Raw genomic sequence first — 26256 nt, forward strand, 5'->3', positions numbered from 1 at the left:
GACGTGACTCAGCTGTCGTCAGCCGTCGGTTCGACCCCGCTGCACGAACAGGTGCGAAGCCTGCTGATGCGGGAGATCGACGCCGGGACCTATGCCGAAGGCGAGCGGCTTCCGTCCGAACCCGAGCTGTGCGAGCGCTTCGGTGTCAGCCGGATCACCGTGCGGCGGGCGGTGGCCGACCTCGAGGGCCTCGGCATCGTGCGTCGACAGCAGGGCCGTGGGACCTTCGTCGCTCCGCGACGCGAGGTGATCGGCGCCATGACCCTCGGTGGCTTCGCGGACACCGTGGTGGCAGACGGGGTCAAGTCCCGACGGATCATGCGCGCTGAGACGACCCCCGCCGACGAGAAGCGCGCGCGCCGCCTCGGCGTCCCCGTCGGCGACCCGGTGTTCCGGCTGGTACGCGTCTTCGCTCTCGACGGCATCCCGCTCTCCATCGACGACAGCCGGTATTCTCTGACGCGCTTCCCGGATTTCGATCGGCACATCGACCACGACACCTCCACGTATCAGGTGCTCCGCGACGTGTACGGCGTCGAGTTCTCGGAGATGTACCGCGAGATCGACGTCGGCTTCACGACCGCGCAGACCGCGGAGTGGCTGGCCCGCCCGGAGCACGATCCGCTCATCGTCGTCCGGAAGCGCGCACTCGACCGGGCTGGTGAGGTCGTTCACACGTCACGGGTGAAGGTCGTTCCGAGTCGGATGACGCTGAACATGGTGGTTCGCTCCCAGGGATGAGGGCAGCCCGGGTCTCGCGATGCCGCATATCGTCCGGGTTTCCGCCGGCCCCGCCCGGACCGGACTGTCGGCGTGCCTCGGTAGGATCGACGGGTGGCAGTGAACCAAGAACTCGTCGGCCGGGAGTTCCCGCCGACCGCCCCCTACCTCGTCGGGCGGGAGAAGGTGCGCGAGTTCGCGCGCGCCGTCTTCGCCGACGCCCCCCAGCACACCGACGTCGAGGCGGCCCGTGCGGCGGGCTTCGCCGACGTCGTCGCGCCGCCGACCTTCGCGATGGTCCTGCAGGACCTCACGCTGCAGCAGCTGCTGGCCGAACCGGATTCCGGCATCGTCCTGGCGCGGTCCATCCACGCCGAGCAGCGGTTCCGCTACACCAGGCCGATCGTCGCGGGAGACGAGCTGACGGCGCAGCTGCGCGTCACCGGCATCCGCATGATGGGCGGCAACGCCATGATCACGAGCGAGGCCGAGATCACCGACGACGGGGGCGCGCATGTCGTCACCGCCACGAGCGTGCTGCTCGTGGGCGCCGAGGAGGAGGCCGCATGAGCGCGTTCACCGTGGGAGACGTGCTGGCCGAGCGCACCGTGCACCTGACGAGGGAGTCTCTCGTCCGCTACGCCGGCGCCTCCGGGGACTTCAACCCGATCCACTACCGTGACGACGTTGCCGCCGCGGTGGGCCTTCCCGGCGTGCTCGCGCACGGCATGCTGACCATGGGGATCGCCTCGTCCGTGGTCGTCGCCGCGCTCGACCCGCAGACCCGGATCCTCGACTACGGCGTGCGCTTCACGAAGCCCGTGGTGGTCGATCCCGAGACCGGCGCCGACGTGCACGTCGTCGCGACGGTCGGCGCGGTGGACGACGAGTCCGCGCGCATCGACCTCAAGGTCACGACGGGCGAGACCACCGTGCTCGTCAAGGCGCAGCTGCGCGTCGCCGTCCGATGAGCGACGTCGAGCCGATCCGGCTGGCCGAGCTCACCACGCTCCGCACCGGCGCCGCTCCCGCGCGCATGCGCGAGGCGACGACGACGGCGGAGCTCGTCGAGGTTCTCCGGGAGACCTGGGCGGAGGGCGACCCCTGGCTGGTGCTCGGCGGGGGCTCGAACCTCTTCGTCGGCGACGAGCCGTTCGAGGGCACCGTCATCCGCATCCGCACGAGCGGCATCGAAGAGCTCCCGTCGCCGCACGCCGGCCGCATCCGCCTGCGCGCGCAGGCCGGACACGGCTGGGACGACCTGGTGTCATACGCGGTCGAGCGGGGCTACGCCGGGCTCGAAGCCATGAGCGGCATCCCCGGCACGGTCGGCGCCGCGCCTGTGCAGAACATCGGCGCCTACGGGCAGGAGATCCAGGAGACCCTGGTCGAGGTCGAGCTGATCGACGAGGACTCCGGCGAGATCTCCACTGTTCCGGCGACCGAGCTCGGGCTCGGATTCCGCACTTCGGTGCTCAAGCACCATCACGGGAGCGAGCCGCAGCGCCGGGCCGTGATCCTGTCCCTCACGGTCGATCTCCTCGTCGCCCGCGAACGCGTGGTCCGCGGGGAGCAGCTGCGACGCGCTCTCGGTCTGACCGACGACACCCCGGTGCCGCTGACATGGGTCCGAGAGCGCATCCTCGCCACGCGCGCATCGAAGGGCATGCTGCTCGACGCCGACGACCCGGACACGCACGGGGTCGGCTCCTTCTTCCAGAACGCGATCGTCACGGCCGCGCAGGCCCGGTCCCTCCCGCCGGAGTGCCCGCGCTGGCCGGTGGCCCCCGATCTCGACGCCGTGACCGTCATTCCCCTCGCCTCCTACGACGGACACGTGCCGCCGACGAAGACCGAGGCCCCGGACGTGAAGGTGAGCGCCGCCTGGCTGATCGAGCAGGCGGGTATCCGCAAGGGGTTCAAGCTGCCCCGCTCGCGGGCGTCCGTCTCGACCAAGCACGCGCTGGCCCTGACCAACCGGGGCGGTGCCACGGCGGCCGAGGTCGCCGAGCTCGCCCGTTTCATCCAGCACCGTGTGCACGCCGAGTTCGGTCTGGTGCTGCAGCCGGAACCCGTTCTGGTGGGCGTCGACCTGTGACGAAGCTCGAGCGGGTGTCGCGGACGCAGGCCGTCGTGGACGGACTGCTCGACGCCATCATCGCGGGTCGGCTCGAGGCCGGACAGCCGCTGCCGCCCGAGGGGGAGCTCGCGGAGCAGTTCGGGGTCTCCCGCCTCACGATGCGCGAGGGCGTCCGCCTCCTGCAGGCGCAGGGCGTGATCGTCGCGGTGCCCGGCACCCGACACCGCATCGCGCCGACCGACGAGTGGACGGGCCTCGACGCGGTCGTCCGGCACGCCCAGAGCGCAGGCGCCCGAGAGCGCTCCTCGCTGGAGATGCTCGAGATGCGCATGATGTTCGAGACCGGGGCGGCGGAGTTCGCGGCGGGTCGGCGCACCGAGGAGCACCTCGCCGAGATGGCCGCGCTCCTCGAGGAGATGCAGGCGGCGCACGAGCGGGCCGACGTGGACGCCTTCGTGGCCGCTGACCTCGCCTTCCACGACGTGATCATCCGCGCGGCGGAGAACCGCATCCTCGTGGCCTTGATGCGCCCGCTGACGACGATGCTGCAGGCGACCCGCAGCGAGACGAGCGCCATCCCGGACATCCGGGAGCACGCGCTGGAGGAGCATGCGGCGGTGCTGGACGCGATGCGGACCGGGTCCGGTGCGGCTGCCCGCCAGGCCATGCGCAGCCACATGCGCCAGACCCGCGACGACCTGCTGCACTACGTCCACGGGCGCTGAGCAGTACGCTCTCCGTCGGTTTGGAGGGACGGTGATCGTGAGGTACGCTCATCGTTATCTGATATCGGATAACGATGCAGATTCCCCTGGCCCGTGGCCCCCACCACGGGCCATCTTCCGGAACGAAGGAGTTCGTGTGCACATCGACGACCTGCTGGCCCCCCTGCCTGCACCCGTCGCCGTCACCGCGGCCGACGTCCGCACCGAGGTCGACCCCGCCGACGTGCTCCTCGTCCTCGACGACGACCCGACCGGCACGCAGTCGGTCGCGAACCTCCCGGTCCTCACCCGATGGGAGCGCGCCGACCTGGACGAGGCGCTCGCGACCGGCGCCGCCGCCGTCTATGTGCTCACGAACACCCGGTCCCTCGACGAGGAGGCCGCGGCCGCCCGCAATCGCGAGATCGTCGACGTGGCCCTCGCCGCCGCCGAGGCCCAGGGGCGGCGCGTGACGTTCGTCTCCCGGGGCGACTCGACGTTGCGCGGCCACTTCCCGCTCGAGACCGATGTCCTCTCCGCGGAGATCGGATCCCGCACCGGCCACGCCCCCGCGCTGACCCTGCTCGTCCCCGCATTCCCGGACGCCGGGCGCATCACGGTCGACTCTGTGCACTACTGGGTGACCGACGGCGAGGCCACCCCGGTCGGCGAGACGCCGTTCGCGGCGGACGCGACCTTCGGCTACGCCTCTTCCGACCTGCGCGAGTGGGTCGCCGAGAAGACCGGCGGACGCATCCCGGCGTCTGCGGTCGCGGGTCTCGACATCCGCACCATCCGCGCCGGGGTGGACGCCGTGGCCGGATTCCTCGAGGCGCTGGCCGACGGCACGGTCGTTGTGGTCGACGTGGTCGAGGAATCGGACATGCGCGTCGTCGCGCTCGCGCTGCACCGCCTGCGGGACCGCGACGTGCTCCTCCGAGTCGGTCCGCCCTACGTGCGCGCGCACATCGGACAGGAGATCGCCGAGCCGGTGCGGGCGGAGGACATCCCCTTCGCGCACGATCGCGGCGGTCTCGTGGTCGTCGGAAGCCACGTGCCGCTCACCACCGCCCAGCTCGAAGCCCTCACGGCGGCGCGGCCCCGCACCCGCACGGTCGAACTCGACGTGCGCGCCCTCGTCGGCCCCGACCGCGAGTCCCATCTCGAGACGCAGGCGCACGCCGTCGCCGAAGCGCTCGCCACGGGGACCGTGATCGTGCACACCACCCGCGAACTCATCACGGGCGCCGACGGCGACGAGAGCCTGGCGATCGCCCGCCGCATCTCCGGCGGCGTGGTGGAGCTCGTGCGTCGGGTGCTCGCCATCGCTCCGCCCCGCTTCGTCATCGCGAAGGGCGGCATCACGTCGAGCGATGTCGCGAGTGAGGCCCTCGAAATCCGCCGGGCCACCGTGCTCGGTCCGATGCTGCCCGGCCTCGTCTCGCTGTGGCAGCCGGAGACCGGCCCCGCGGTCGGCATCCCGTACGTCGTGTTCGCCGGCAACGTCGGCGACGCGGACTCCCTCGTCACGGTCGTCGCCACGCTCGCAGGCGACGATGGAAACAACCCGGAAGAACACTCATGACATCCACCGTCGCTGTCATCGGACTCGGCGCCATGGGGCTGCCGATGGCCACCCGCCTCGCCGAGCGCTTCGCGGTGCGCGGCTTCGACATCGCCGCCGAGCGCATCGCCCTCGCCGCAGAGGCGGGTGTCACGCCGGCGGCGTCCGCGGCCGACGCCGTCGACGGTGCCGACGCGGTGCTCGTCGCCGTCCGCACCGGCGCGCAGCTCGAGGCGCTGCTCTTCGGTGAGGACGGGCTCGCCCCGCACCTCGCCGACGGCGCGGTCGTGATCCTCACCAGCACGGTGGGCACGGACGGCATCGATGCGATCGCCGCCCAGCTCGCCGCGCACGGTGCGCAGCTCGTCGACGCTCCGCTGTCCGGAGGGCCGGTCCGTGCCGGGGAGGGCGACCTCCTCATCGTCGTCGGCGCCACCCCGACCGCTCTGGAGACCGCGCGGCCCGTGCTCGACCAGCTCGCCTCGACGCTGTCCATCGTCGGCGACAAGCCCGGGGACGGCCAGGCGCTGAAGACCGTCAACCAGCTCCTCTGCGGCGTGCACATCGCCGCGGCCGCGGAGGCGCTCGCGCTCGCCGACGCCCTCGGACTGGACCGCGCCCGCACGCTGGACGCGCTGACGGCCGGTGCCGCGAACTCCTTCATGCTCGGCAACCGCGGTCCGCGCGCCCTGCAGGCCTACGACGAGGAAGGCGCCGAGGTGCTCAGCCGCCTCGACATCTTCGTCAAGGACCTCGGCATCGTCGGCGACGCCGCCCGCCGGGCGCACCTGTCCACGCCGGTCGCCGCCGCGGCCGAGCAGCTGTTCCTCCTCGGCGAAGCGCAGGGCCTCGGCGCCCTGGACGACTCCGCCGTCATCCGCGTCGTCGCACCCGAACGACTGTCCTGAGCGCGACGTCGCGCCCTCACTGAAAGAAGAGATCCAGAGATGCTTCCTCTTCCGATCCTCATCCTGATCGGCCTGGCAGGCCTCGGCCTGCTGCTCCTGCTCATCATCCGGTTCAAGATGCAGGCGTTCTACGCCCTCATCCTCGTGTCGATCATCGTCGGCATCGCGGCAGGCCTGCCGCTGACCACGATCCCCGCCGACGGCGACACCCCCGAGCAGCTCGGCGTCATCCAGGCGATCATCGCCGGTGTCGGCGGCACCCTCGGCTCGGTGGCCGTGCTCGTCGCCCTCGGCTCGATGCTCGGCAAGATCATCGAGCTGTCCGGCGGCGCCGAGTCGCTCGCCGGACGCTTCACCAGCTGGCTGGGCCCGAAGCGCGTCGGCATCGCGCTCGTCATCGCCGCCGGCATCCTGGCGATCCCGGTGTTCTTCGACGCCGGCTTCATCATCCTCATCCCCATCGTGTTCGCCTTCTCGAAGGTGGCCGGTCTCAACCCGATCAAGTTCGGCCTGCCGGTCGCGGGCATCATGCTCGCCGTGCACGTCGCGGTGCCTCCGCACCCGGGCATCGTCGGCGGTTCGGCGATCCTCGGTGCCGACATCGGCTGGGTCACGATCTTCTCCCTCGCGATCTCCGTGCCGCTCGGCGTGCTGTCCTACCTGGTGGCGAAGTGGATCAACACCCGCGAGTTCGCGATGCTCGCGGCCACGAAGGAGATGTACGACAACTTCGGGACGGAGAAGTCGACGCTCACCGGCGGACTCGGCGAGGGCGAGAAGGCGCCGGGCGCAGGCACCGTCCTCGGCCTCATCCTCCTGCCGCTCGTGCTCATCATGCTCGGCACCGCGGTCGCGCCGCTGTTCGAGGCGGGCACGTTTTGGAACGGATTCCTCAGCATGGTCGGTCAGCCGATCTTCGCCCTCATGGTCGCGATCGCCGCCGCGATGTACCTGCTCGGCGTGCGCCGCGGCTGGTCGGCCTCCCATCTCGGCGAGGTCATGGAGTCGGCGCTGCCGGCCGCCGCCGTCATCATCCTCGTCACGGGTGCCGGTGGTGCCTTCGGCCGCATCCTCACGGAGACCGGGATCGGTGGAGCGGTCGCCGAGGTGCTCGCGTCCAGCGGCATGCCCCTGCTCCTCGCGGCCTTCCTCATCTCCCTCATCATGCGTGCCGCCCAGGGGTCCGCCACCGTCGCGATCGCCACCACCGCGGGGCTCCTGCTGCCGTCGGTCTCCGCGATGGGGCTCGATACCGTGCACACCGCGCTGCTCGCGGTCGCCATCGGCTACGGCGGCCTCGGTCTCAGCCACGTGAACGACTCCGGATTCTGGGTGGTCACGCGATACCTGGGCCTCTCGGTCAAGGACGGTCTGCGCACGTGGACGCCGCTCACGACGGTGCTGGGCGTGGCCGGCTTCGCGCTGACCTGGATCCTGTACGCGGTGATCCCGGTCTCCTGACCGCGCTCCTATGAACGGCCGTCGCCTCCGGGTGGCGGCCGTTCGTCGTCCCCGGCGGGTGGCCGCCGGGGGCTGCCGCGGACTACGCTCGCGGGATGAGCGGACTGATCCCGTACCTGCTGTTCCCCGGCAACGCCGCCGAAGCGCTCGGCCACTACCGCGACGTCTTCGGCGGCGAGCTCCAGCTGATGGACTACGCGAGCGCGGGTCGTCACGACGGTCCGGGCGATGCCGTCGCGCACGGACAGCTCAGCGGGCTGGTCGAACTCGCCGGGGCCGACGCGGGAGCCGATGACGACGCGGTCCAGATGAGCGGGATGTTCCTCTCGCTCCTCGGCACCGCCGCCCCCGGAACGCTGACCCGCTGGTACGACGAGCTTTCCGCCGGCGGCCGCGTCATCGACCCGCTGCAACAGCGCCCGTGGGGAGATTTCGACGGCACGCTGGTGGACCGCTACGGCATCCGCTGGCTGATCGGCTTCCACCCCGAGGACTGACCGCCTCCCTCGCCGAAACCCCGCGTTCACGCCGAGACCCCCTCGAACCTGCGCAGGTACGAGGGGGTCTCGGCGGTAAAGCGGGGTCTCGGGTCAGGAGGAGAACAGACGCTGGAGGCGCTGCACGCCCTCGAGGAGCTGGTCGTCACCGAGCGCGTACGACATGCGGATGTAGCCCGACGGACCGAACGCCTCGCCGGGGACGACCGCGACCTCGGCCTGGTCGAGGATGAGGTCGGCGAGCTCCAGCGAGGTGGTCGGGGTCACGCCACCCCAGGTGCGACCGAGCAGGCCCTGCACGTCGGGGTAGACGTAGAACGCGCCGAGCGGGTTCGGGACCACGAGTCCGTCGATCTTCGACAGCTCCGACACGATGAGCTGGCGGCGGCGGTCGAAGGCCTCGCGCATCTTCTCGGCCTCGTCCTGCGGGCCGTTGAGCGCCGCGATCGCCGCCTTCTGCGCGACGTTGTTCACGTTGCTCGTGAGGTGCGACTGCAGGTTGCCGGCGATCTTGATGGCGTCGGCCGGACCCACCATCCAGCCCACGCGCCAGCCGGTCATCGCGTAGGTCTTGGCGACCCCGTTGACGAGGATCGTCTGGTTCGCGGCCTCCGGCACGGCCTCCACGATCGAGGTCGCCTTGACGCCCTCGTAGGTGAGGTTCTGGTAGATCTCGTCGCTGATGATCCAGATGCCGTGCTCCACCGCCCACTCGCCGATGGCCTTCGTCTCCTCGGCCGTGTACACCGAGCCGGTGGGGTTCGACGGCGACACGAACACGAGGACCGTCGTGCGGTCGGTCCGGGCGGCCTCGAGCTGCTCGACGGTCACCTTGTACTCCTGGTCGGCGCCGGCGAAGACCTCGACGGGCGTGCCGTCGGCGAGACGGATCGCCTCCGGGTAGGTCGTCCAGTACGGGGCCGGCAGCAGCACCTCGTCGCCGGGGTTCACGACGGCCTGGAACGCCTGGTACACCGACTGCTTGCCGCCGTTGGTGACGATGATCTGGCCGGGGGAGACCTCGAGCCCGGAGTCGCGGAGCGTCTTGGCGGCGATCGCCTCGCGCAGCGCCGGCAGCCCGGGAGCGGGGGTGTACCGGTAGCTCGCGGGGTCGGCCAGTGCCTCGGCCGCCGCATCCACGATGAACTGCGGCGTGGCGAAGTCGGGCTCGCCCGCGGCATACGAGATGACGAGCTTGCCCTCGGCCTTGAGGGCCTTGGCCTTGGCGTCGACCTTGAGGGTCGCGGACTCGGCGATGGCGGACAGCTTGCGGGAGAGAGGAGCGCGTTCGGTCACGGTTACGAGCGTACTCGGGTCGATACGGCGGGGGAGGTGTGGGATGACGCCAAGATCCGAGGTTCTTTCGGGTTCGGCAGGTCAGTCGGTCGTGAGGCCGTGCGCCTGGGCGACGGCGTCCAGGGTGATGCGTCCCCCCTGCACGTTGAGCCCCTTCGCGAGGGCAGCGTCGTCGGAGGCCGCCCGCTCCCAGCCCTTGGCCGCGATCGCCGAGACGTAGGGGAGGGTGGCGTTCGTCAGCGCCCGGGTCGCGGTCGTCGGAACGGCGCCCGGCATGTTCGCGACGCAGTAGTAGATCGAGTCGTGCACCGCGAAGGTCGGGTCGTCGTGCGTGGTCGGACGGGAGCCCTCGAAGCAGCCGCCCTGGTCGATCGCGATGTCGACGAGCACGGACCCCGGCTTCATGGCCGCGACCATGTCGTCGGTCACCAGCTTGGGGGCCGCGGCGCCGGGGATGAGGACCGAGCCGATCACGAGGTCCGCCGTCGTCAGCTCCTCGGCGATGTCGTACCGGCTGGAGGCGCGCGTCTCCAGAGCACCGCCGTAGCGGTGCTCGAGCTCGCGCAGGCGGGGGAGCGCCACGTCGACGACGGTGACCTTGGAGCCGAGTCCGAGCGCGTTCGCGGCGGCGTGCTCGCCCGCGACGCCGCCGCCGATCACGACGGTCTTCGCCCGCGGGGTGCCGGCGATGCCACCCAGCAGCATGCCGCGGCCGCCCTGCGAGCGCAGCAGCGAGTGGGACCCCATGATGACGGAGAGGCGGCCGGCGATCTCGCTCATCGGCACGAGCAGCGGCAGGGTGCGATCCGGCAGCTGCACGGTCTCGTAGGCGACGGCGGTCGTGCCGGCCGCGACGAGCGCCTCGGTCAGCGGGCGATCGGCCGCGAGGTGGAGGTAGGTGAAGAGCGTGAGGTCGGGACGGAGGAAGCCGTACTCCTCGGCCACGGGCTCCTTGACCTTGATGAGGAGGTCGGCCTCGCCCCACGCGTCGGCGGCGGTCGCGACGATCTCGGCACCGGCCGCGCGGTACGCGTCGTCATCGATGCTCGACCCGACGCCGGCTCCCGACTGCACGAGCACGCGGTGCCCTTCCCGCACGAGCCGATCGGCGCCGGCCGGGGTGAGGGCGACGCGGTTCTCGTTGTTCTTGACTTCGGTCGGGACGCCGATCTTCATCGATCCTCCAGGTGTCGGGGCGCAGGGTGCAGACAAGGATCGCAGAAACGTCGAGACATCGACAGATTCGATGAAGACTCTTCGGTGAAGGCTCGAATCCTGAATAATGCTTCGTATGACCACCGCCGCCGCGTCATCCGAGCCGAACAGCGTTCGGGCTCCCGCGCTCGACCCCACCGACGCGCGGATCGTGCAGCTCCTCACCGCCGACGGCAGGATGACGAACGCCGAGCTGGCCGGACGACTGGGAGTCGCCCCGTCGACGGCACACGCACGCCTGCGCGGGCTGATCGAGCGCGGGGTCATCACCGGGTTCCACGCGAGCGTCGACGAACGCGAGCTCGGCGCCGGACTCCAGGCGATCATCGGCGTCAGCCTGCGCCCGGCCGCCCGGCGGGAGAGCATCGTGGAGTTCGCGGACCGCGTGCGTGCCCTGCCGCAGGTGATCCAGGTGTTCTTCCTCGGCGGGGACGACGACTTCCTCCTGCACATCGCGGTCGCCGACTCATCGGAGATGCGCGAGTTCGTGCTCGAGCACCTGTCCGCGCAGAGCAGCGTGGCATCGACCCGCACGAGCATCGTGTTCGACTACCACCGCAACTCGGTCGCCGCATCGTTCCACTGAGTCGGCGCGCGGCGACTCAGGTCTCGAACGAGGAGGGGACGGCGCAGTAGTCGGCGAAGCGTCGGGTGGGATGGGCCGGATCGGTCACGTCGACGAGGGCGTTCGCCGCGGTGTGCGGGGGCTCGTCTCCGGCGAGCTGCCAGAGGACGTAGTTCCACATCCCGCGTGCGCTCGGCGACACGATCGCGCCCGGTCCGGACACGAGGAGCACGGCGTCGCTGTCGGTGGCGCGGAACGGCCCGACCACGTCGGTGCGGAGAGCGGCTTCCTCCCCGTCGGCGGTGTGTGCGCGCTCGACGGTCTGGCCGGCAGCGGTGAGAGCGGCGGCCAGGCCATCCGCGGCCGCGCGCGAACGCTCGGCGTCGGCCCCGGCGACCGCGACCAGCCGTCGCCCCCGCGGGTACAGGTGCAGGAACTCCTCGGCGATGCTGTCCCATACGGCGCTCATGGCTCCAGGCTACGCCCGGCAGGGAGCGTGCGGGCCGGGTGGGACGAGAGGATGCCGCGGACCTCGCGGCCCGCGGCATCCCGGCATCGTCAGTCCTCGTCGACCAGGAACCGGCTGTAGGCGCCCAGGGTGAGGAACGTCGGGAACTCCTCGCGGAGGGCGACCTCGCGGAAGATCTCGGCGGCGTCGTCGAAGCGGTCGCCTTCGCGTCGCTCGACCTCGTCCAGCACCTCGCCGATCAGCCCCTCGACGTACTCGACCGTGATGGGCGTGCCGTCCTGCGTGGTGCGGTCCTGGTGGATCCACTGCCACACCTGCGAGCGGCTGATCTCCGCGGTCGCGGCATCCTCCATGAGGTTGTCGATCGCCACGGCGCCGAGCCCGCGCAGCCAGGCCTCCAGGTAGCGGATGGCCACCGAGACGTTGTCCCGCACGCCCTGCGCCGTGATCGGCCGACCGATGTGCAGGTCGAGCAGGTCGCGCGCCTCCACGTGCACGTCGTCACGCTGACGGTCGATCTGGTTCGGGCGGTCTCCGAGCACGGCGTCGAACTCGGCCTGCGCCGTCGGGATCAGGTCCGGATGGGCGACCCAGGTGCCGTCGAAGCCGTCGCCGGCCTCGCGCTTCTTGTCGGCCGACACCTTCTCGACCGCGCGTGCCGTCACCTCGGGGTCGCGGCGGTTCGGGATGAACGCGCTCATGCCGCCGATCGCGAAGGCGCCGCGCTTGTGGCACGTCTGCACGAGCAGCTCGGTGTACGCCCGCATGAACGGCACCGTCATCGTGACCTCGCTGCGGTCGGGGAGCACGAAGCGGGCGCCGCGGCCGCGGTAGTTCTTGATGATGGAGAAGATGTAGTCCCAGCGCCCGGCGTTGAGGCCCGCGCAGTGGTCGCGCAGCTCGTACAGGATCTCGTCCATCTCGAACGCGGCGGGCAGGGTCTCGATGAGCACGGTCGCGCGGATGGTGCCGTGCGGGATGCCGATGTACTCCTCGCTGAAGGAGAACACGTCGTCCCACAGCTTCGCCTCTTCGCTGGACTCGAGCTTCGCGATGTAGAAGTACGGTCCGCGTCCGCCCTCGATCAGCGCCTGCGCGTTGTGCAGGAAGTAGAGGCCGAAGTCGACCAGCGATCCGGAAGCCGAGGTGCGGCGGCCGGCGCGGTCGATGAAGGAGAGGTGCTTCTCCGGCAGGTGCCACCCGCGCGGGCGCATCACGATGGTGGGGGTGCGCTCGGCGGTGACGCGGTACTCCTTGCCCTCGGGGGAGGTGAAGGCGAGCTCGCCGCGGATCGCGTCGCGCAGAGACAGCTGCCCCTCGATGACGTTCTTCCAGGTGGGGCTCGTGGCGTCCTCCTGGTCGGCGAGCCAGACGCGAGCCCCGGAGTTGAGGGCGTTGATCGTCATCTTCGGGTCGGTAGGTCCGGTGATCTCGACGCGGCGGTCTTCGAGTCCGGGGCCGGCGCCGGCGACCCGCCACGTGGAGTCCTGACGGATGTGCGCGGTGTCCTCGCGGAACTGGGGGTCGTGCCCGTTGCCGATCTCGAAGCGGCGACGCATCCGGTCGGCCAGCCGGTCATGGCGGCGGGAGGCGAATCGGTGGTGGAGCTCGGTGAGGAAGGCGAGCGCCTCCGGGGTGAGGATCTCGTCGTAACGGTCGCGCATGGGCCCGGCGATCTCGATCGCGGGTCCCTGTCGGGTCGTCTGCATCGGTGCGGTGGTCATGATCGTGTCCTTTGCCTTGTGCCGAGCCCCCGGGTTGTCGTCGAGACCCCGGGCTCCCGGCGTGTGCGGGGCGGGGTCTCGACGAGAACTGGGGGTCTCGGCGGAGAATCAGTGGAACTGGGCGGTCTCGGTGGAGCCGGCCAGGGCGAGGGTCGCGCTGTCGGGGTTGAGCGCGGTGGAGATGACGTCAAAGTAACCGGTGCCCGCCTCGCGCTGGTGCTTGGTGGCGGTGTAGCCGCCGGCCTCGGCGGCGAACTCGGCTTCCTGCAGCTCGACGTAAGCGCTCATGGCGCGCTCGGCGTAACCGCGGGCGAGGTCGAACATGGAGTGGTTCAGGGCATGGAACCCGGCCAGGGTGATGAACTGGAACTTGTAGCCCAGGTCTGCCAGCTCCTGCTGGAACGTCGCGATCTCGGCGTCCGACAGGTGGCGCTTCCAGTTGAAGCTCGGCGAGCAGTTGTAGGCCAGGAGCTTACCGGGGAACTGTGCGTGGATCGCCGCGGCGAACTCCCGGGCCAGCGCGATGTCGGGCTCCCCGGTCTCGACCCAGAGCAGGTCGGCGTAGGGGGCGAACGCGAGGCCGCGGCTGATGACCGACTCGATGCCCGGGCGGATCCGGTAGAAGCCCTCGGACGTGCGCTCGCCGGTGGTGAACTCCCGGTCGCGCTCGTCGACGTCGCTCGTGAGCAGATCGGCGGCGAGGGCGTCGGTGCGGGCGATGATGACGGTCGGCACGCCGGCGACGTCCGCCGCGAGACGGGCCGCGTTCAGCGTGCGGATGTGCTGCTGCGTGGGCACGAGCACCTTCCCGCCGAGGTGGCCGCACTTCTTCTCGCTCGCCAGCTGGTCCTCCCAGTGGATGGCCGCGGCGCCGGCCTGGATGAGGGACTGCGCGAGCTCGTAGGCGTTCAGCGGTCCGCCGAATCCGGCCTCGGCGTCGGCGACGATGGGCGCGAGCCAGTCCTGCGTGATCTCACCCTCGGCGTGCTCGAGCTGGTCCTGCCGGAGCAGGGCGTTGTTGATGCGGCGCACGACCGCCGGGACCGAGTTCGCGGGGTAGAGCGACTGATCGGGGTAGGTCTGTCCGGCGAGGTTGCCGTCCGCGGCGACCTGCCAGCCGGAGAGGTAGATGGCCTTCAGCCCGGCGCGCACCTGCTGCACGGCCTGGCCTCCGGTGTAGGCGCCGAGAGCCCGGATGTAGTCCTCCGTGTGCAGGAGGTTCCAGAGGTTCTCCGCCCCGCGGTGGGCGAGGGTGGCGTCCTCGCGGACCGAGCCGCGGATGCGGATGACGTCCTCCGCGGAGTAGGTGCGCTCGACGCCGTCCCACCGCGGGTCGGTGTCCCAGATCTCCTGAAGCTCCGCGGCCGTCTGGACCTGGTCTCCGGCGCGCAGGCCGGCGGGGCGCGGGGTGGGGGTCGCTACGGTGTTCGTCATGGTGTCTCCTCGGATGGGAATCGGCGTCGGTGCCGATGGCGTGCCTCCACTCTGTGTGAAGTTTCCCGCTCTCCCTCGCCGAATCCAGGAGAAGTTTGCGCGATTTTCTGTTTTCGTGACAGACTCAGCGCTCACGCCCCGCTCGCCCGGCCTGGCGAGATCAAAAAGGATCCCGGCAAGGCCTCGCGCGGAGCGTTCCCGATCCCGCACCGACGCGGACGGCGGGCTGAGAGGAGCCGACATGGACGACACCGCGGAAGACACCGACGCCCTCACCGTCGGCCGACGCATCCGCCAGCTGCGCACAGCACGGGGCCTGACGCTCGAGGAGCTCGCCGCCGCGGTCGATCGGGCGCCGAGCCAGCTGTCGATGATCGAGACGGGCAAGCGCGAGCCGAAGCTCACGCAGTTGCAGGCCATCGCCCGCGCGCTCGGGGTGACCATCGACGCGCTGCTTTCCGGGGAGCCGCTCGACGAGCGCAGCGCGATCGAGATCGCCCTGGAGCGCGCGATGAAGGGGCAGACGTTCCAGGCGCTGGGCATCGCGCCGTTCCGCATCGCCAAGAGCGTGCCGACGGAGGCGCTGAAGGCGCTGCTCGCCCTGCAGGGTGAGATCGACCGGCTGAAGGACGAGCGCGCCGCGACGCCCGAGGAGGCCCGGCGTGCCAACGTGGAGCTCCGACATTTGATGCGCCGCCAGGACAACCACTTCGCCGACCTCGAGGCGAAGGCGGCCGAGATCCTCGCGGCCGTCGGCCATCCCGGCGGACCGCTGACCCAGCGCACCGCGTCCGAGATCGCGGCGCACCTCGGCTTCACCCTCCACTACGCGCCCGATCTGCCGCAGACCACCCGCAGCGTCGCCGACCTCGCCAACGGCCGGCTGTACCTGTCGAGCAGCGTGCCGGCGAAGGGCGATGCGCGCACCGCGGTGCTGCAGGCGCTGTCGAGCCGCATCCTGGGGCACGCCGAGCCGCGCAGCTACGCCGAGTTCCTCCGGCAGCGCGTCGAGACGAACTACCTCACCGGCGCCCTGCTGATGCCGGAGGCCGACGTCGTCCCCGCCCTGAAGGACGCGAAGCAGCGGCGCGCGATCTCCATCGAAGACCTCCGGGATGCGTACTCGGTGTCGTACGAGACGGCGGCGCACCGGTTCACGAACCTCGCCACACGGCACCTCGACATCCCCGTCCACTTCCTCAAGGTGCACGAGTCGGGCACGATCACCAAGGCGTACGAGAACGACGACGTGAACTTCCCGACCGACCGCCTCGGCGCCATCGAGGGGCAGATGTGCTGTCGCCGGTGGACCTCGCGGGTGGTCTTCGACGAGGATGACCGCTTCAACCCGTACTACCAGTACACCGACACCGGCAACGGCACCTACTGGTGCACCGCCCGCGTGGAGGCGTCGAGCGAGGGCCTGCACTCGGTGAGCGTGGGGGTACGGTTCGACGACACGAGGTGGTTCGTCGGCAGGGACACCCCGCACCGCGGCGTCTCGAAGCACTCGGTCGAGGTGTGCTGTCGTCGGGCTCCCGCCGAGCTGGAGGAGCGGTGGCGCGAGAACTCCTGGCCCAACGTGAAGACCCCGCGCACGCTGCTGGCGACTCTGCCCACGGGAGCCTTCCCGGGCGTGGACACCACCGACGTGTACGAGTTCCTGGAGTCCCACGCGCCGCGGTGATCCCACTCGGTACGCTCGGTCGATGAGCAGTGCTGTCTTCCCCGGTCCCTTCGGCCCGATGCCCGAGGCGGGTGCCGCCGCGATCCTGTGGATGCCCCCGCAGGCGGATGCTCCGGGGCCGGTCCGCTTCGTCGACGGCTTCGAGCCCTTCGCCGAGTTCGCGTGGGGCCAGGGGGCCGACCCCGCAGTGCTCGCCGTCGACCTCGGGGCGACGTGGGACTTCGTCGCCGGTCATCCAGAGGCGCTGGAAAGCGAGAGGCTGGCCACGGCGGCGGCGCGGTTCGTGGGGAACGTCATCGCGGTCGTGCACCCGGCCGCGACATGGAGGATGACGGGCGAGCCGGAGATCGGGACCAACACCCTCTCGATCCCGGTCGCGGGGCTCGTGCAGGGGATGGTCCAGCAGCCCGAGCAGCGGGACGCGTTCCTGCAGATGCTCGCGTCGTGGGAGCAGGACGACCTCGATGACCAGGAGATGAGGGCGCTGTCCGCGGAGGACTCCGCTCCTGCGGTCGTCGTCCCGGCGCGCGCGTACGTCCGGCCTGCTCTCCCGCTGCTGGACTTCCATGACGAGAGCGGCCAGGTCATCCGCTACGGACACCGCTGGCCCGACGGCATCGCGCCGGAGGAGTCGTACTCCCGCGAGTCCCACCCGGAGCGCTTCGCACCGCTCTCCCTCGTGGTCGACGCGCTCGTCGAGCACCTCTCCCGCGAGTACGAGGTCGATGTGCGGCGAGAGGCGGGGGAGGGCGCGACGGAGCGCATCGTGCTCGCACCGGCGCGCGGTGCGCAGATCACGATCACGCCGGCCGTTCCCTCCGTCTGCGTCGAGGCCGGCGCCCTGTTCCACGCGATCGTGCCGTCGTGCATCTGCGATGCGTGCGATGAGACCGCCGAGACCGCGGCGGACGAGCTGGAGCGGATCGTGCTGTCGATCGCCGCTGGCGGCTTCCGGGAGAAGTACCCCGTCGGTCACCGTGCGTGGCTGTACACGGAGGTCCGGTCACCGGACGGCGAGCGGCGGGAGAGCAGCTCAGGCCCCGCCCCGGAGGCGCCCGCGGAGGCGCGAGAGCGCGCGGCCGTCCTGCTGCGCGGGCTCGACGACGGCTGGTGGCCCGCCTGGCCCCTCCGCTCGACCCCCGCCTGACCCCGCGCCACCCCGGCCCACCTCCGCCCCGCCTGCACGACGGTGTTCCGCGTGCACGACCCGAGGGGCGGGTGAATCGTGCATCCGTCGCCGGATCGTGCAGGGGAAGTTAGTTTGATCTTGCTTAGTCAAGATTGACTATGTTACTTTCATCGAGCCATCAATGACGAACGGCCGAGAAGGGACCCTCATGGCTACTTCCTCTGCGGAAACCCGATTCCGCACCACTGCCACCCTGACGTGCGTTCTCGCCGCCACGCTGACGCTCGGAGCATGCTCCTCGCCGGCGCCCGGCGGCGATACCGCCCCCACGAGCGCGGGCGGCAGCGACGCCTGCCAGCGCAACCAGGATGCCGGCACCATCACCTACATCTCCGGCTACGGCTACTCCGCCAGCGCCGGGCAGCTCGACGTGTTCCTGGCGAAGGAGCTGGGCTACTTCGACGACCTCTGCCTCGACGTGGAGATCAACGCCTCCGGCGCGAACGGGCAGCAGCTCGTCGCCTCGGGGCAGGCGCAGTTCACCGCGCTCGGCTCCGCCTCCGATGTGATGCTCGCCGCGGCGAACAGCAAGAACCTCACCGCGGTCGCGACGTACGGCACGACCCCGCCGTTCTCGATCTTCGGCAATGAGAAGCTCACCGACCTCACCGACCTCGAAGGCGGCTCGCTGGGGTACTTCATCAACCTCACGCCCATCGCCTCGGCCATGCTCGACGAGGCCGGCGTCGACGTCTCGAAGGTCGAGATGGTGAAGATGACCAACTACGACCCGACCGTCGTCGTGCGCGAGCAGGTCGACGCGATCGTCGGCTACGCCTCCAACCAGCCGCAGACCCTCAAGGCGCAGGACCTCCCGTTCAGCGAGTTCCTGCCCGCCGACCTCGGCGTCGAGGGCACGTACAACGTCATGGAGGTGAACTCGCGCTTCCTCGACGAGCACCGCGAGGTCGCGGCCGACTTCATGCGCGCGAGCCTCAAGGCCCTGCAGTTCTGCCTCGACGAGGCGGACGAGTGCATCGACATGCTGGCGGCCCTCGCGGAGGAGAACGGTCAGGGCGCGGCGTTCCCGCGCGATCAGCTCGCCCGCACGTGGGAGGTCGAGTCGGCCTGGGTGCGCGAGAGCGCGGGCGGCAACCCCGGCGTGCAGACGGCAGACATGTGGCAGCCGGAGTACGAGATCGTGCAGGAGTACGGCGATGTCAAGGACCTCCCCGCCATCGCCGACATGATGGACCCGGATCTCGTGGCCGACCTGTACGACGGCGACACCCTCATCTGGGCGGAGAAGTGATGACCGCGGCACAGGGGGCGGGCGTCGAGGTCAGGAACGTCTCGAAGGCCTTCGGCGTCGACGGAGCCCAGGTGACCGTGCTCGACGACGTGAGCCTCACGATCGGCATGGGCGAGTTCGTGTCGGTGATCGGCCCCAGCGGATGCGGCAAGTCCACGCTGCTCAAGGTGGTCGCCGGACTCCTCGACGCCGACTCCGGCACCGTCACGATCGACGGCGAGAGCGTCACGGCGGCCTCCCGCGACAAGAAGATCGGTCTCGTCCCGCAGTCCCCGGCGCTGCTGCCGTGGAAGACGGTCCGCGAGAACGTCGAGCTCCCCGTGCGGATCAACCGCGGGGCCAACGGCGACCGCGCCCTCCGTGACCCGGCCGAGCTGCTGTCGACGTTCGGTCTCGGCCATGCGTTGAAGAAGTACCCCGGGCAGCTCTCCGGCGGCATGCAGCAGCGCGCCGCGATCGCCAGGGCCTTCGTGTTCGATCCGGCCATCATGCTGATGGACGAGCCGTTCTCGGCCCTCGACGAGATGAACCGCGACCTGCAGCGCATCGCCCTGCTGGACTTCTGGCAGTCGAACCGCAAGGCCGTGATGTTCGTGACGCACTCGGTGCCGGAGGCGATCATGCTGTCCGACCGCATCGTGGTCATGGCCGCCCACCCCGGACGCATCGCCGAGGTGATCGATGTGAACCTCCCGCGGCCGCGGACCGAGGAGGCGTACGCGACGGACGAGTTCCGCGACCTGGAGGCAGTCGTGCGCGGTGCGCTGCGCGCGCAGACGGAGAAGGCCCATGTCTGAGCTGACGATGAGAGACACCACCGCGACCCTCGCCACCGCCCGGCTGAAGGCGCAGCCCCGACGCGGCATCCCCGGGTGGCTCCGCTGGGGTTCCTGGGTCCCGACCCTGATCACGTTCGTGATCGCGGCCCTGCTCTGGCAGATCGTGGCGTGGACCAACCCGTACGTCCTCCCGACGCTGGAGGCCATCGGCGCCAGCCTCGTCGAGGACGCCGGCATGTACTGGTCCAACTTCCTCGTGACGCTGCTCGAGGTCGTCGTCGGAGCCTCCGCCGGCATCCTCGCGGGCTTCCTCCTGGCGGTCGTGATGGCCGAGTTCCAGATCATCGAGCGCGCCGTCATGCCGTTGGTCATCATCGTGATGGTGACGCCGATCGTCGCGATCGCTCCGGCGCTCGTCGTCGCCTTCGGGTTCGGCATGGTGCCGAAGTTCATCGTCACCGGCCTCGTGGTGTTCTTCCCGATGCTCGTGAACTCGCTCGCGGGCCTCCGCGACGTGGACCAGAAGGCGCTCGACGTGTTCACGACGCTGCACGCCTCGCGGTGGGAGATCTTCCGCGAGCTGCGGTTCCCCGGCAGCATGCCGTACGTGTTCGCCGGTCTGCGGATCGCTCTGCCCCTCGCCGTGGTCGGCGCGGCCGTGGCCGAGTTCGTCGCGGCAGGGCAGCAGGCCGGTCTCGGCTCCCTCGTCACCACCTCGGCTGCGCAGGCGAACCTGCCCGTGACCTGGGCGAGCATCGCCCTGCTCTGTCTGCTCGGGGTGCTCCTCATCGTGCTTCTCGCGGTCGTGCGCCGGCGCGTCCTGTGGTGGAGCGACGGCGAGGTCACCGCGAAGGGCTGAGCTCACCACCCCCCCCGGTCCCGGGGGCGCGACCCCTGCGCCCCCGGGTTCCCCCGGCGTGCCCGGAAACTCCGAACGACACCATCCCCCACTCCCAGGAAGGCATCCGCCATGACCGCTCAGCACCCCGTGAAGACCCTGCGGCTCGGACTCTTCGAGAACGCCCAGGCCAACGACTCCGGCACCGCGACCTGGCGCCACCCCGACAACCGGCGCTACCTGTTCGACAAGCTCGACTACTGGCGCGACACCGCGCGCCTGGTCGAGGACGCGGGCTTCGACTTCCTCTTCCTCGCCGATGCGTGGGGCTGGGCCGACGTCGCCGGTGAGCGCCCGGACATCTGCTCGGTCGAGGGCCTGGACCTGCCGCGGCTCGACCCGGCGATCATCCTCGCCGCGCTCATCCCGGAGACCACCCGCCTCGGCCTCGTCGCCACGGGGTCGACCCTGCTCGAGCCGCCCTACTCCTTCGCCCGGCGCCTGGCCACCCTCGACATCCTTTCCGGCGGCCGGATCGGCTGGAACGTCGTCACCACCGGCACCGCCGACACCGCGGTGCAGGGCTTCGGTGTGCCGATGGTCGGGCACGACGAACGCTACCTGATGGCGGACGACTTCATGCAGGTGGTCTACAAGCTGTGGGAGGAGGCCTGGGAGGAAGGGGCCCTGGAGCGTGACAAGGCGGGCCGCTTCGCCGACCCGGCCAAGGTGCACCGCATCGCGCACGACGGGCCCTACTTCCGCTCGCACGGCTACGGCAACACGCAGCGCTCGCCGCAGGGCACGCCGGTGCTGTTCCAGGCCGGGGCCTCGCCCGCCGGCCGCGAGTTCGGCGGCAGGCACGGCGAGGCGATCTTCGTGGGGAGCGGCTCGGTCGAGCAGCTCCGTGCGCACTCCTCGGCGATCCGCGAGGAGGCGGTGAAGAACGGCCGTGGCGCGCACGAGGTGAAGATCATGTCGGCGTTCGCCGCGGTCGTCGGAAGCACCGAGGAGGAGGCGCGCCGCACGTACGCGGAGGTCGCCGACGCGCAGAACCCCCAGGTCACCGTGGCGTCCTACGCCTGGTTCACCGGGCTCGACCTGTCGTCGTACGACCCGAGCACCCCGATGTCAGAACTCAGCACCGAGCTCTCGCAGACGCAGGTCGCCCGCTTCGCCGACAAGACGGTGGGCGACGTGCTGGGCGACTGGCACGCGCACGGGGTCGGCGCCCGGCCCATCGTGGGCACGCCGGAGCAGGTGGCGGACCGGATGATGGAGCTCGCCGACGGCGCCGACCTCGACGGCTTCCTCTTCGCCCCCGTGATCCCGCCGGCGTCGACCGCCGACTTCATCGAGCACGTGCTGCCGATCCTCAAGGAGCGCGGGGCGATCAGCGACCCCGCCGCCGAGCCGGAGTCGCTGCGGGAACGGCTGATGGGCACCCCGACGCCCGCGCTCGCCGAGTCCCACGTGGGCTCGTCGTTCCGGCGGACGATGGCCCGTGTCTGAGACCTTCGCCGGCGTCGCCGTCGTGGGGAGCGCGAACCTCGATCTCGTGGTCGAGGTCTCGCGCCCACCCCGCGTCGGAGAGACGCTGCTCGGTCGTGCCGGGGGACGCTTCCCCGGTGGCAAGGGCCTCAATCAGGCCGTCGCGGCGGCGCGCACGGGAGCCTCGACGCGGTTCTGCGGTGTCGTCGGAGCGGACGAGGCGGGGGCCGTGCTGGAGGCGGCGCTGACGGAGGCGGGCGTGGACGCCGTGCTCCGCCGCTCCGCGTCCGCGCCGACCGGGGTCGCGCATGTGCTGGCCTTCGACGACGGCGACAACAGCATCCTCGTGGCGGCGGGGGCGAACGGCGAGCTCACTCCGGAGGACGCCCTGGCCGGGATCGCCGGGGCGGCTGTGGTGCTCGCTCAACTCGAGGTGCCGTTCGCCGCAGTCGCTGCCGCCCTCGCGGCCGCCCGGGGTGCGGGGGCGCGCACGATCCTCAACGCCGCCCCCGCGCACGAGGCGGCGGTCGCGCTGCTGCCGGAGGTGGACGTGCTGGTCGTGAACGAGACCGAGTGCGCGGAGCTCGGCGGCGTCGAGCGGCTCCTCAGCGCGGGTGCCGGAGCTATCGTGCTCACGGAGGGGGCCGCGGGGGTGACGCTGCATCGGCCGGGACGGCCCGGTGCGCACGTGGCGGCCTTCCGCATCGACGCTGTCGATACGACGGGGGCCGGGGACGCCTTCTGCGGCGCCCTCGCCGCCGGGCTCGCCCAGGGGCGCGACATCGAGCACGCTCTCGTGCGCGCCTGTGCCGCGGGGGCGATCGTCGCCCGACACCGCGGGGCGACCACGCCGGCGCTGTCTGTGGCGGCCCTGGAGGCTCTGGTGGCCGGGCGCTGAGTCCCGTGCGCCGTGCGTGCGCCTTCCGAGGTCACCGTGGGGGAGCGGGTTCCGCCTCCGTCGTCTCCGCCGTCTCGCCGGCGAACGTGTACGCCCCGGCGCGCAGCCGCTCCAGCAGTGCCAGGAGCCACTCCTTCTCGGCGGTGAGTCGGGCGGTGGAGAGGTCGAAGATCTCGCGGACGTACTCCGGCGTCGTCTCCGAGCGCAGCGTGTCCTGCACGTCGAAGCCGTTCTGCGTGATGATGGCATCGCTCTTGATGAGGCGGTGCTCGAGGCCGGCGATGACCTCCTGCCGGCTGAGCACGAACATGAACGAGGCCACGGTCATGATCGCCTGCGTGTCGAATGCCGCGACGTTCCACAGGTTCTCGCGCAGCATGCGTTGCAGCTCCACCTCGCCGGCCGGGGTGATGCGGTAGGTGGTGCGCGCCGGGCGCTTGCCCTCGGTCTCGGTGCCGCTCTCCGCCACGTAGCCGTCGACCTCGAGTGCGCGGAGGGCGTTGTAGATCGAACCGGGCTGGATGTGCGCCCATTCGTCGACGTGCCAGGTCATGAGCTCGCGGCGGAGGAAGTAGCCGTGAACGGGCTGGAACTGCTTGACAGCGCCGAGGACGACGAGGCGGGTGGTCGACATGCGCTTCATGCTAACGGCTCGGTGTCGCGAAACCTGTTGTTTGCATGGTCAAAAATGCATATGATTCAAACTAGTCAAAGTTGACTAACGAAAGGACTTCGTGATGACCACTGCCGTGACCGACGCCCTGCCGCGGGACCGCGCTCTCCGTCGCGCCTTCTCCGTCTATCCGACCGGTGTGGTCGCGCTCGCCGCGCACGTCGACGATCGAGCCGTCGGCATGGCGGTCAACTCCTTCACCTCGATCTCACTGGAACCCGCCCTCGTCGCGGTGAGTGCCGCCCGCACCTCGAAGACCTGGCCGGTGCTCCGAGCCGTCCCGGAGCTGGGGATGAGCGTCCTCGCGGCGCACCACGAGCCGCTCAGCCGCTCGCTGTCCGCGCGCGAAGGGGACCGGTTCGGCGGCCATGCCTGGCATCGCTCGGAGGGCGGGGCCGTGTTGATCGACGACGCCGCGCTCTGGCTCACCTGCCGCCTGCACAGCACGTTCGACGGCGGCGACCACGAGATCGCGCTCTACGAGATCCAGGACGTGACGCTCTTCGACGACGTCGAGCCGCTCGTGTTCCACCAGAGCCGCTACCGCGCGATCTCGCCCGCCGCAGACGTGTGACCGGACCGGCGCTCCCGGTGCTCTCCGGCCTCGTCGTCCCCGGCGACGGCCGCGGGCGACTGCTCGGCTTCCCGACCGCGAACCTCGCCCTGCCCGAGCGGCTGCTGCCCGACGACGGCATCTACGCGGCCTGGGCGCGGCTGCCCGATGACGACCGGCGGTGGGAGGCGACGGCGAGCGTCGGGGCCAACCCGACGTTCTGCGGCGACCGGGCGCGGCGACTCGAGGTGCACCTGCACGACGTCGACCGCGACCTCTACGGACAGCGGCTGTCGGTTGAGCTCGTCGCGCTGCTCCGGCCGACCCTCCGTTTCGATGGGGTCGAGGAGCTCGTCGCTCGCACCGCCGCGGATGTCGCCGCCTCCCGGCGGCTCCTCGCCCGCTGAGCCCCGTCGACTCCGGTTTCGTGGTTCGAGTTCCGCGTTCCGGCGGCACGATTCCGGTCCGGCTGCACGACTCATCGGGGCGATCCGTCGTGCATACGTGGTGAGGTCGTGCAGGTGTCGCGGGAGAGGTGGGCACGGATGGGGCCGGGTCGGTCGCGGCGGATTCTGCCGGCTGAGACGACCCCGGACCCGCTCCCAGGCCGACCGGTTCCGGCGGCACGATCCCGGTCCGGGTGCACGAGTTGGCGGGCCGATCCGTCGTGCATACGCGGCGAGGTCGTGCAGGCGTCGCGCGGGGGAGAGGGGAGAGGGGGACGGAAGGGGCCGGGTCAGTCGCGGGCGGTCTGCAGCAGTGCCCACACCTCGGCCCGGGCGGGGAAGGTCGTCAGGTCGGCCCCGAGGAGGGCGCCGGCATGGGAGACCCGGGAGCGGAGGGTGTGGCGGTGGATGCCCAGGGCGGCTGCGGCCTGCTCGGCCCGCGCGTCGTGGTCGAGCCAGGTGCGCAGCGCGTGTTCGAGCGCGGTGCCGTGGGCGGCGTCGTGTTCCCGGAGCGGGGCGAGCCGTGACTCCGCGACGAGCCGGGCCTCATCTGTCGCCAGTGCCGTGAGCAGACTGGATCCGACCGTGTCGGCGTACCGGACGGCGCCGCTCGTGCCGGGCTGACGGAGGGCGACGAGCGCCTGCGCGTGTGCCCGGGAGAAGGCGTCGTACCCCTCCGGAGCGGAGACGCCGACGCGGGCGGTGAAGCGGGCGGCGACATCGTCGAGAAGCGGCTCGTCGGTCGCGGAGATGCAGATGACGACGCCGTCCTCGGAATCGGCGAGGAACGCGGGAGTGCCGTGGTCGAGGCGCCGGCGCTCCCACCAGTCGAGGAGCGGCTCCGCCGGGGCGTCTCCCGTCACGGCGACCACCACGGGGGCGGGCGGGAGGCTCCCGAGCACCCGGCGCGCGAGGCCGGGGTCGTCGCCCAGGAGCGAGCGCAGCAGCTGCGTGTGCAGGCGGCGACGGCCGCGGGTGAGCTGCTCGCTCTGCTCCCGCGCGAGTCCGGCCATCGCGATGACCGACGTGACGACGGCTCTGGCCTCCTGGTCGAGGGCGTCGGCCTCCACGGCGAGGACGCCGCGCAGGTGCCCGCCCCGCCCCACCGTGAAGAGCATGAAGGTGTGCGCCTCGAGGGTGAGGGACTGCCCCGCCTCGAGTCCGCGGTCGAGGATCTCCTGGACCCGCGTCCCGAGCTCTTCCCGGACAGTCGTCGAGAACGCATCGCGGGGGTGGGCGACGAGCAGGTCGCCCGCCGCGTCGAACATGCCGGCCCAGGCGCCGAGACGACGGCCGAGCTCGGTGACGATGGCGTCCAGCCCGCGCGGTCGGAGCGCGGCGAGGGCCAGGGCGCGCTGGGTGTCGAGCGCCCAGGTGCGCCGGGCGTAGGCCTGCGCCGCGATCGCCTCGGAGTGCGCGCGGGCCACGGCGATGAACGGCGTGCGGTACGGCACCTCGAACAGCGGAATGCCCTGGTCGGCGCACGCCGCGATCAACTCCTCCGGCGTTCCCGAGCGATGCACGTCGGTGCCGAACCCGAGCCCCAGCACCCCGCGCTCGGCGAGGCGCACGACGTAGGGCGGGATGGCGTCCGCGTCGTCGAACTGGGTACCCGTGGTCAGGAGCACCAGGTCTTCCGCGAGGAAGGGCGTCGGGTCCGCGAGATCCGAGCTGTGCACCCAGCGCAGCGGCCGGTCGAGTGCGCCGTCCGGCAGGTCGGTGGCGGCGGAGACGAGCCGCAGGTCCAGATCACGGCGCCGCAGCAGGGCGGACAGCGTGGGCGGATCGGTGGGGGCCATGCGATCTCCGGTTG

26 protein-coding genes are annotated in these 26256 nt (G+C 71.0%); 19 read left to right on the forward strand and 7 right to left on the reverse strand.

Annotated features, from left to right (window positions below; all coding sequences use genetic code 11):
* Nucleotides 1-3 precede the first annotated feature (3 nt).
* The 9 genes from D8M34_RS04825 (at nucleotide 4) to D8M34_RS04865 (ending at nucleotide 7934) form a co-directional block, all read left to right on the forward strand.
* Nucleotides 4-741, forward strand: coding sequence for a GntR family transcriptional regulator (locus D8M34_RS04825; protein ID WP_025102374.1), 738 nt, complete (start codon nucleotides 4-6; stop codon nucleotides 739-741).
* A gap of 93 nt (nucleotides 742-834) precedes the next feature.
* Complete coding sequence (locus tag D8M34_RS04830; RefSeq protein WP_062765177.1) at nucleotides 835-1290, forward strand: FAS1-like dehydratase domain-containing protein; 456 nt, start codon at nucleotides 835-837, stop codon at nucleotides 1288-1290.
* Nucleotides 1287-1691, forward strand: coding sequence for a MaoC/PaaZ C-terminal domain-containing protein (locus D8M34_RS04835; RefSeq protein WP_062765173.1), 405 nt, complete (start codon nucleotides 1287-1289; stop codon nucleotides 1689-1691). The genes D8M34_RS04830 and D8M34_RS04835 overlap by 4 nt, the downstream gene beginning before the upstream one ends.
* The gene (locus tag D8M34_RS04840) at nucleotides 1688-2818 is read left to right on the forward strand and encodes a UDP-N-acetylmuramate dehydrogenase (protein ID WP_062765170.1); all 1131 of its coding nucleotides are present in this window, start codon (nucleotides 1688-1690) and stop codon (nucleotides 2816-2818) included. The genes D8M34_RS04835 and D8M34_RS04840 overlap by 4 nt, the downstream gene beginning before the upstream one ends.
* Nucleotides 2815-3525 (forward strand): FadR/GntR family transcriptional regulator, encoded by a 711-nt coding sequence (locus D8M34_RS04845; protein ID WP_062765167.1) that lies wholly within the window; start codon nucleotides 2815-2817, stop codon nucleotides 3523-3525. The genes D8M34_RS04840 and D8M34_RS04845 overlap by 4 nt, the downstream gene beginning before the upstream one ends.
* Nucleotides 3526-3661: 136 nt before the next feature.
* Nucleotides 3662-5089, forward strand: coding sequence for a four-carbon acid sugar kinase family protein (locus tag D8M34_RS04850; protein WP_126893304.1), 1428 nt, complete (start codon nucleotides 3662-3664; stop codon nucleotides 5087-5089).
* Nucleotides 5086-5976: an NAD(P)-dependent oxidoreductase gene (locus tag D8M34_RS04855; RefSeq protein WP_062765161.1), complete on the forward strand. Its 891-nt coding sequence runs from the start codon at nucleotides 5086-5088 to the stop codon at nucleotides 5974-5976. Before D8M34_RS04850 ends, D8M34_RS04855 begins: the two co-directional genes overlap by 4 nt.
* Before the next feature lie 39 nt (nucleotides 5977-6015).
* Nucleotides 6016-7437 (forward strand): GntP family transporter, encoded by a 1422-nt coding sequence (locus tag D8M34_RS04860; protein WP_062765157.1) that lies wholly within the window; start codon nucleotides 6016-6018, stop codon nucleotides 7435-7437.
* Between the two features lie 95 nt (nucleotides 7438-7532).
* Nucleotides 7533-7934, forward strand: coding sequence for a VOC family protein (locus D8M34_RS04865; RefSeq protein WP_062765154.1), 402 nt, complete (start codon nucleotides 7533-7535; stop codon nucleotides 7932-7934).
* Between the two features lie 93 nt (nucleotides 7935-8027).
* Here the strand turns inward: D8M34_RS04865 and D8M34_RS04870 are convergent, their stop codons facing one another.
* Both D8M34_RS04870 and ald read right to left on the reverse strand, forming a co-directional pair.
* A complete protein-coding gene (locus D8M34_RS04870; RefSeq protein WP_126893305.1) occupies nucleotides 8028-9230 on the reverse strand; it encodes a pyridoxal phosphate-dependent aminotransferase in 1203 nt (400 codons plus the stop codon).
* Nucleotides 9231-9311: 81 nt separating this feature from the next.
* Complete coding sequence (gene ald / locus D8M34_RS04875) at nucleotides 9312-10406, reverse strand: alanine dehydrogenase (protein WP_102208876.1); 1095 nt, start codon at nucleotides 10404-10406, stop codon at nucleotides 9312-9314.
* A 106-nt stretch (nucleotides 10407-10512) separates the two neighbouring features.
* Here ald and D8M34_RS04880 point away from each other — a divergent pair, with 106 nt between their 5' ends.
* A complete protein-coding gene (locus D8M34_RS04880; RefSeq protein WP_029989076.1) occupies nucleotides 10513-11031 on the forward strand; it encodes an Lrp/AsnC family transcriptional regulator in 519 nt (172 codons plus the stop codon).
* 16 nt (nucleotides 11032-11047) lie between these two features.
* On the opposite strand, the gene D8M34_RS04885 is transcribed toward D8M34_RS04880, so the two are convergent.
* The 3 genes from D8M34_RS04885 to aceA all read right to left on the reverse strand — a co-directional run bounded on the left by D8M34_RS04885 (nucleotide 11048) and on the right by aceA (nucleotide 14637).
* Nucleotides 11048-11479 carry a hypothetical protein gene (locus tag D8M34_RS04885; protein WP_085606349.1) on the reverse strand — a complete coding sequence of 144 codons (432 nt, stop codon included), beginning with the start codon at nucleotides 11477-11479 and terminating at the stop codon, nucleotides 11048-11050.
* Nucleotides 11480-11568: 89 nt separating this feature from the next.
* On the reverse strand, nucleotides 11569-13203 hold the full coding sequence (gene aceB / locus D8M34_RS04890) for a malate synthase A (protein ID WP_062765140.1): 1635 nt from the start codon (nucleotides 13201-13203) through the stop codon (nucleotides 11569-11571).
* 108 nt (nucleotides 13204-13311) lie between these two features.
* The gene (aceA, locus tag D8M34_RS04895) at nucleotides 13312-14637 is read right to left on the reverse strand and encodes an isocitrate lyase (protein WP_126893306.1); all 1326 of its coding nucleotides are present in this window, start codon (nucleotides 14635-14637) and stop codon (nucleotides 13312-13314) included.
* 241 nt (nucleotides 14638-14878) lie between these two features.
* Between aceA and D8M34_RS04900 the strand changes: the two genes are divergently transcribed.
* The 7 genes from D8M34_RS04900 (at nucleotide 14879) to D8M34_RS04930 (ending at nucleotide 22771) form a co-directional block, all read left to right on the forward strand.
* Nucleotides 14879-16324, forward strand: coding sequence for a helix-turn-helix transcriptional regulator (locus D8M34_RS04900; protein WP_062765133.1), 1446 nt, complete (start codon nucleotides 14879-14881; stop codon nucleotides 16322-16324).
* A gap of 22 nt (nucleotides 16325-16346) precedes the next feature.
* Nucleotides 16347-17471, forward strand: coding sequence for a DUF6226 family protein (locus D8M34_RS04905; RefSeq protein ID WP_126893307.1), 1125 nt, complete (start codon nucleotides 16347-16349; stop codon nucleotides 17469-17471).
* Nucleotides 17472-17661: 190 nt separating this feature from the next.
* The gene (locus D8M34_RS04910) at nucleotides 17662-18765 is read left to right on the forward strand and encodes an ABC transporter substrate-binding protein (protein WP_231729496.1); all 1104 of its coding nucleotides are present in this window, start codon (nucleotides 17662-17664) and stop codon (nucleotides 18763-18765) included.
* Nucleotides 18765-19562: an ABC transporter ATP-binding protein gene (locus D8M34_RS04915; RefSeq protein ID WP_029989074.1), complete on the forward strand. Its 798-nt coding sequence runs from the start codon at nucleotides 18765-18767 to the stop codon at nucleotides 19560-19562. Before D8M34_RS04910 ends, D8M34_RS04915 begins: the two co-directional genes overlap by 1 nt.
* Nucleotides 19555-20403, forward strand: a complete 849-nt coding sequence (locus D8M34_RS04920; protein ID WP_062765124.1) for an ABC transporter permease — start codon at nucleotides 19555-19557, stop codon at nucleotides 20401-20403. Before D8M34_RS04915 ends, D8M34_RS04920 begins: the two co-directional genes overlap by 8 nt.
* Before the next feature lie 111 nt (nucleotides 20404-20514).
* Entirely contained in the window at nucleotides 20515-21894 is a 1380-nt protein-coding gene (locus D8M34_RS04925; protein WP_062765121.1) for an NtaA/DmoA family FMN-dependent monooxygenase, read from the forward strand.
* Entirely contained in the window at nucleotides 21887-22771 is an 885-nt protein-coding gene (locus D8M34_RS04930) for a ribokinase (protein WP_062765118.1), read from the forward strand. The genes D8M34_RS04925 and D8M34_RS04930 overlap by 8 nt, the downstream gene beginning before the upstream one ends.
* A 31-nt stretch (nucleotides 22772-22802) precedes the next feature.
* Here the strand turns inward: D8M34_RS04930 and D8M34_RS04935 are convergent, their stop codons facing one another.
* Entirely contained in the window at nucleotides 22803-23405 is a 603-nt protein-coding gene (locus tag D8M34_RS04935; RefSeq protein WP_062765115.1) for a PadR family transcriptional regulator, read from the reverse strand.
* Between the two features lie 103 nt (nucleotides 23406-23508).
* Here D8M34_RS04935 and D8M34_RS04940 point away from each other — a divergent pair, with 103 nt between their 5' ends.
* Nucleotides 23509-24018, forward strand: a complete 510-nt coding sequence (locus D8M34_RS04940) for a flavin reductase family protein (protein ID WP_060923367.1) — start codon at nucleotides 23509-23511, stop codon at nucleotides 24016-24018.
* Nucleotides 24015-24404, forward strand: coding sequence for a riboflavin kinase (locus tag D8M34_RS04945; RefSeq protein WP_126893308.1), 390 nt, complete (start codon nucleotides 24015-24017; stop codon nucleotides 24402-24404). Before D8M34_RS04940 ends, D8M34_RS04945 begins: the two co-directional genes overlap by 4 nt.
* A gap of 329 nt (nucleotides 24405-24733) precedes the next feature.
* Here the strand turns inward: D8M34_RS04945 and D8M34_RS04950 are convergent, their stop codons facing one another.
* Nucleotides 24734-26242, reverse strand: a complete 1509-nt coding sequence (locus D8M34_RS04950) for a PucR family transcriptional regulator (protein WP_126893309.1) — start codon at nucleotides 26240-26242, stop codon at nucleotides 24734-24736.
* Nucleotides 26243-26256: the final 14 nt, after the last annotated feature.

This window comes from Microbacterium sp. HSID17254 (genome assembly GCF_003989315.1).
Lineage (GTDB): Bacteria > Actinomycetota > Actinomycetes > Actinomycetales > Microbacteriaceae > Microbacterium.

What these genes read in the sequence shown, in the direction of transcription:
- D8M34_RS04840 (WP_062765170.1), top strand. Translation starts at nt 1,688, where the DNA reads ATGAGCGACGTCGAGCCGATCCGGCTGGCCGAGCTCACCACGCTCCGC.
- D8M34_RS04940 (WP_060923367.1), top strand. Translation starts at nt 23,509, where the DNA reads ATGACCACTGCCGTGACCGACGCCCTGCCGCGGGACCGCGCTCTCCGT.
- D8M34_RS04905 (WP_126893307.1), top strand. Translation starts at nt 16,347, where the DNA reads ATGAGCAGTGCTGTCTTCCCCGGTCCCTTCGGCCCGATGCCCGAGGCG.
- D8M34_RS04835 (WP_062765173.1), top strand. Translation starts at nt 1,287, where the DNA reads ATGAGCGCGTTCACCGTGGGAGACGTGCTGGCCGAGCGCACCGTGCAC.
- D8M34_RS04860 (WP_062765157.1), top strand. Translation starts at nt 6,016, where the DNA reads ATGCTTCCTCTTCCGATCCTCATCCTGATCGGCCTGGCAGGCCTCGGC.
- D8M34_RS04900 (WP_062765133.1), top strand. Translation starts at nt 14,879, where the DNA reads ATGGACGACACCGCGGAAGACACCGACGCCCTCACCGTCGGCCGACGC.
- D8M34_RS04865 (WP_062765154.1), top strand. Translation starts at nt 7,533, where the DNA reads ATGAGCGGACTGATCCCGTACCTGCTGTTCCCCGGCAACGCCGCCGAA.
- ald (WP_102208876.1), bottom strand. Translation starts at nt 10,406, where the DNA reads ATGAAGATCGGCGTCCCGACCGAAGTCAAGAACAACGAGAACCGCGTC.
- D8M34_RS04920 (WP_062765124.1), top strand. Translation starts at nt 19,555, where the DNA reads ATGTCTGAGCTGACGATGAGAGACACCACCGCGACCCTCGCCACCGCC.
- D8M34_RS04935 (WP_062765115.1), bottom strand. Translation starts at nt 23,405, where the DNA reads ATGTCGACCACCCGCCTCGTCGTCCTCGGCGCTGTCAAGCAGTTCCAG.
- aceA (WP_126893306.1), bottom strand. Translation starts at nt 14,637, where the DNA reads ATGACGAACACCGTAGCGACCCCCACCCCGCGCCCCGCCGGCCTGCGC.
- aceB (WP_062765140.1), bottom strand. Translation starts at nt 13,203, where the DNA reads ATGACCACCGCACCGATGCAGACGACCCGACAGGGACCCGCGATCGAG.
- D8M34_RS04910 (WP_231729496.1), top strand. Translation starts at nt 17,662, where the DNA reads ATGGCTACTTCCTCTGCGGAAACCCGATTCCGCACCACTGCCACCCTG.
- D8M34_RS04885 (WP_085606349.1), bottom strand. Translation starts at nt 11,479, where the DNA reads ATGAGCGCCGTATGGGACAGCATCGCCGAGGAGTTCCTGCACCTGTAC.
- D8M34_RS04925 (WP_062765121.1), top strand. Translation starts at nt 20,515, where the DNA reads ATGACCGCTCAGCACCCCGTGAAGACCCTGCGGCTCGGACTCTTCGAG.
- D8M34_RS04880 (WP_029989076.1), top strand. Translation starts at nt 10,513, where the DNA reads ATGCTTCGTATGACCACCGCCGCCGCGTCATCCGAGCCGAACAGCGTT.
- D8M34_RS04915 (WP_029989074.1), top strand. Translation starts at nt 18,765, where the DNA reads ATGACCGCGGCACAGGGGGCGGGCGTCGAGGTCAGGAACGTCTCGAAG.
- D8M34_RS04950 (WP_126893309.1), bottom strand. Translation starts at nt 26,242, where the DNA reads ATGGCCCCCACCGATCCGCCCACGCTGTCCGCCCTGCTGCGGCGCCGT.
- D8M34_RS04855 (WP_062765161.1), top strand. Translation starts at nt 5,086, where the DNA reads ATGACATCCACCGTCGCTGTCATCGGACTCGGCGCCATGGGGCTGCCG.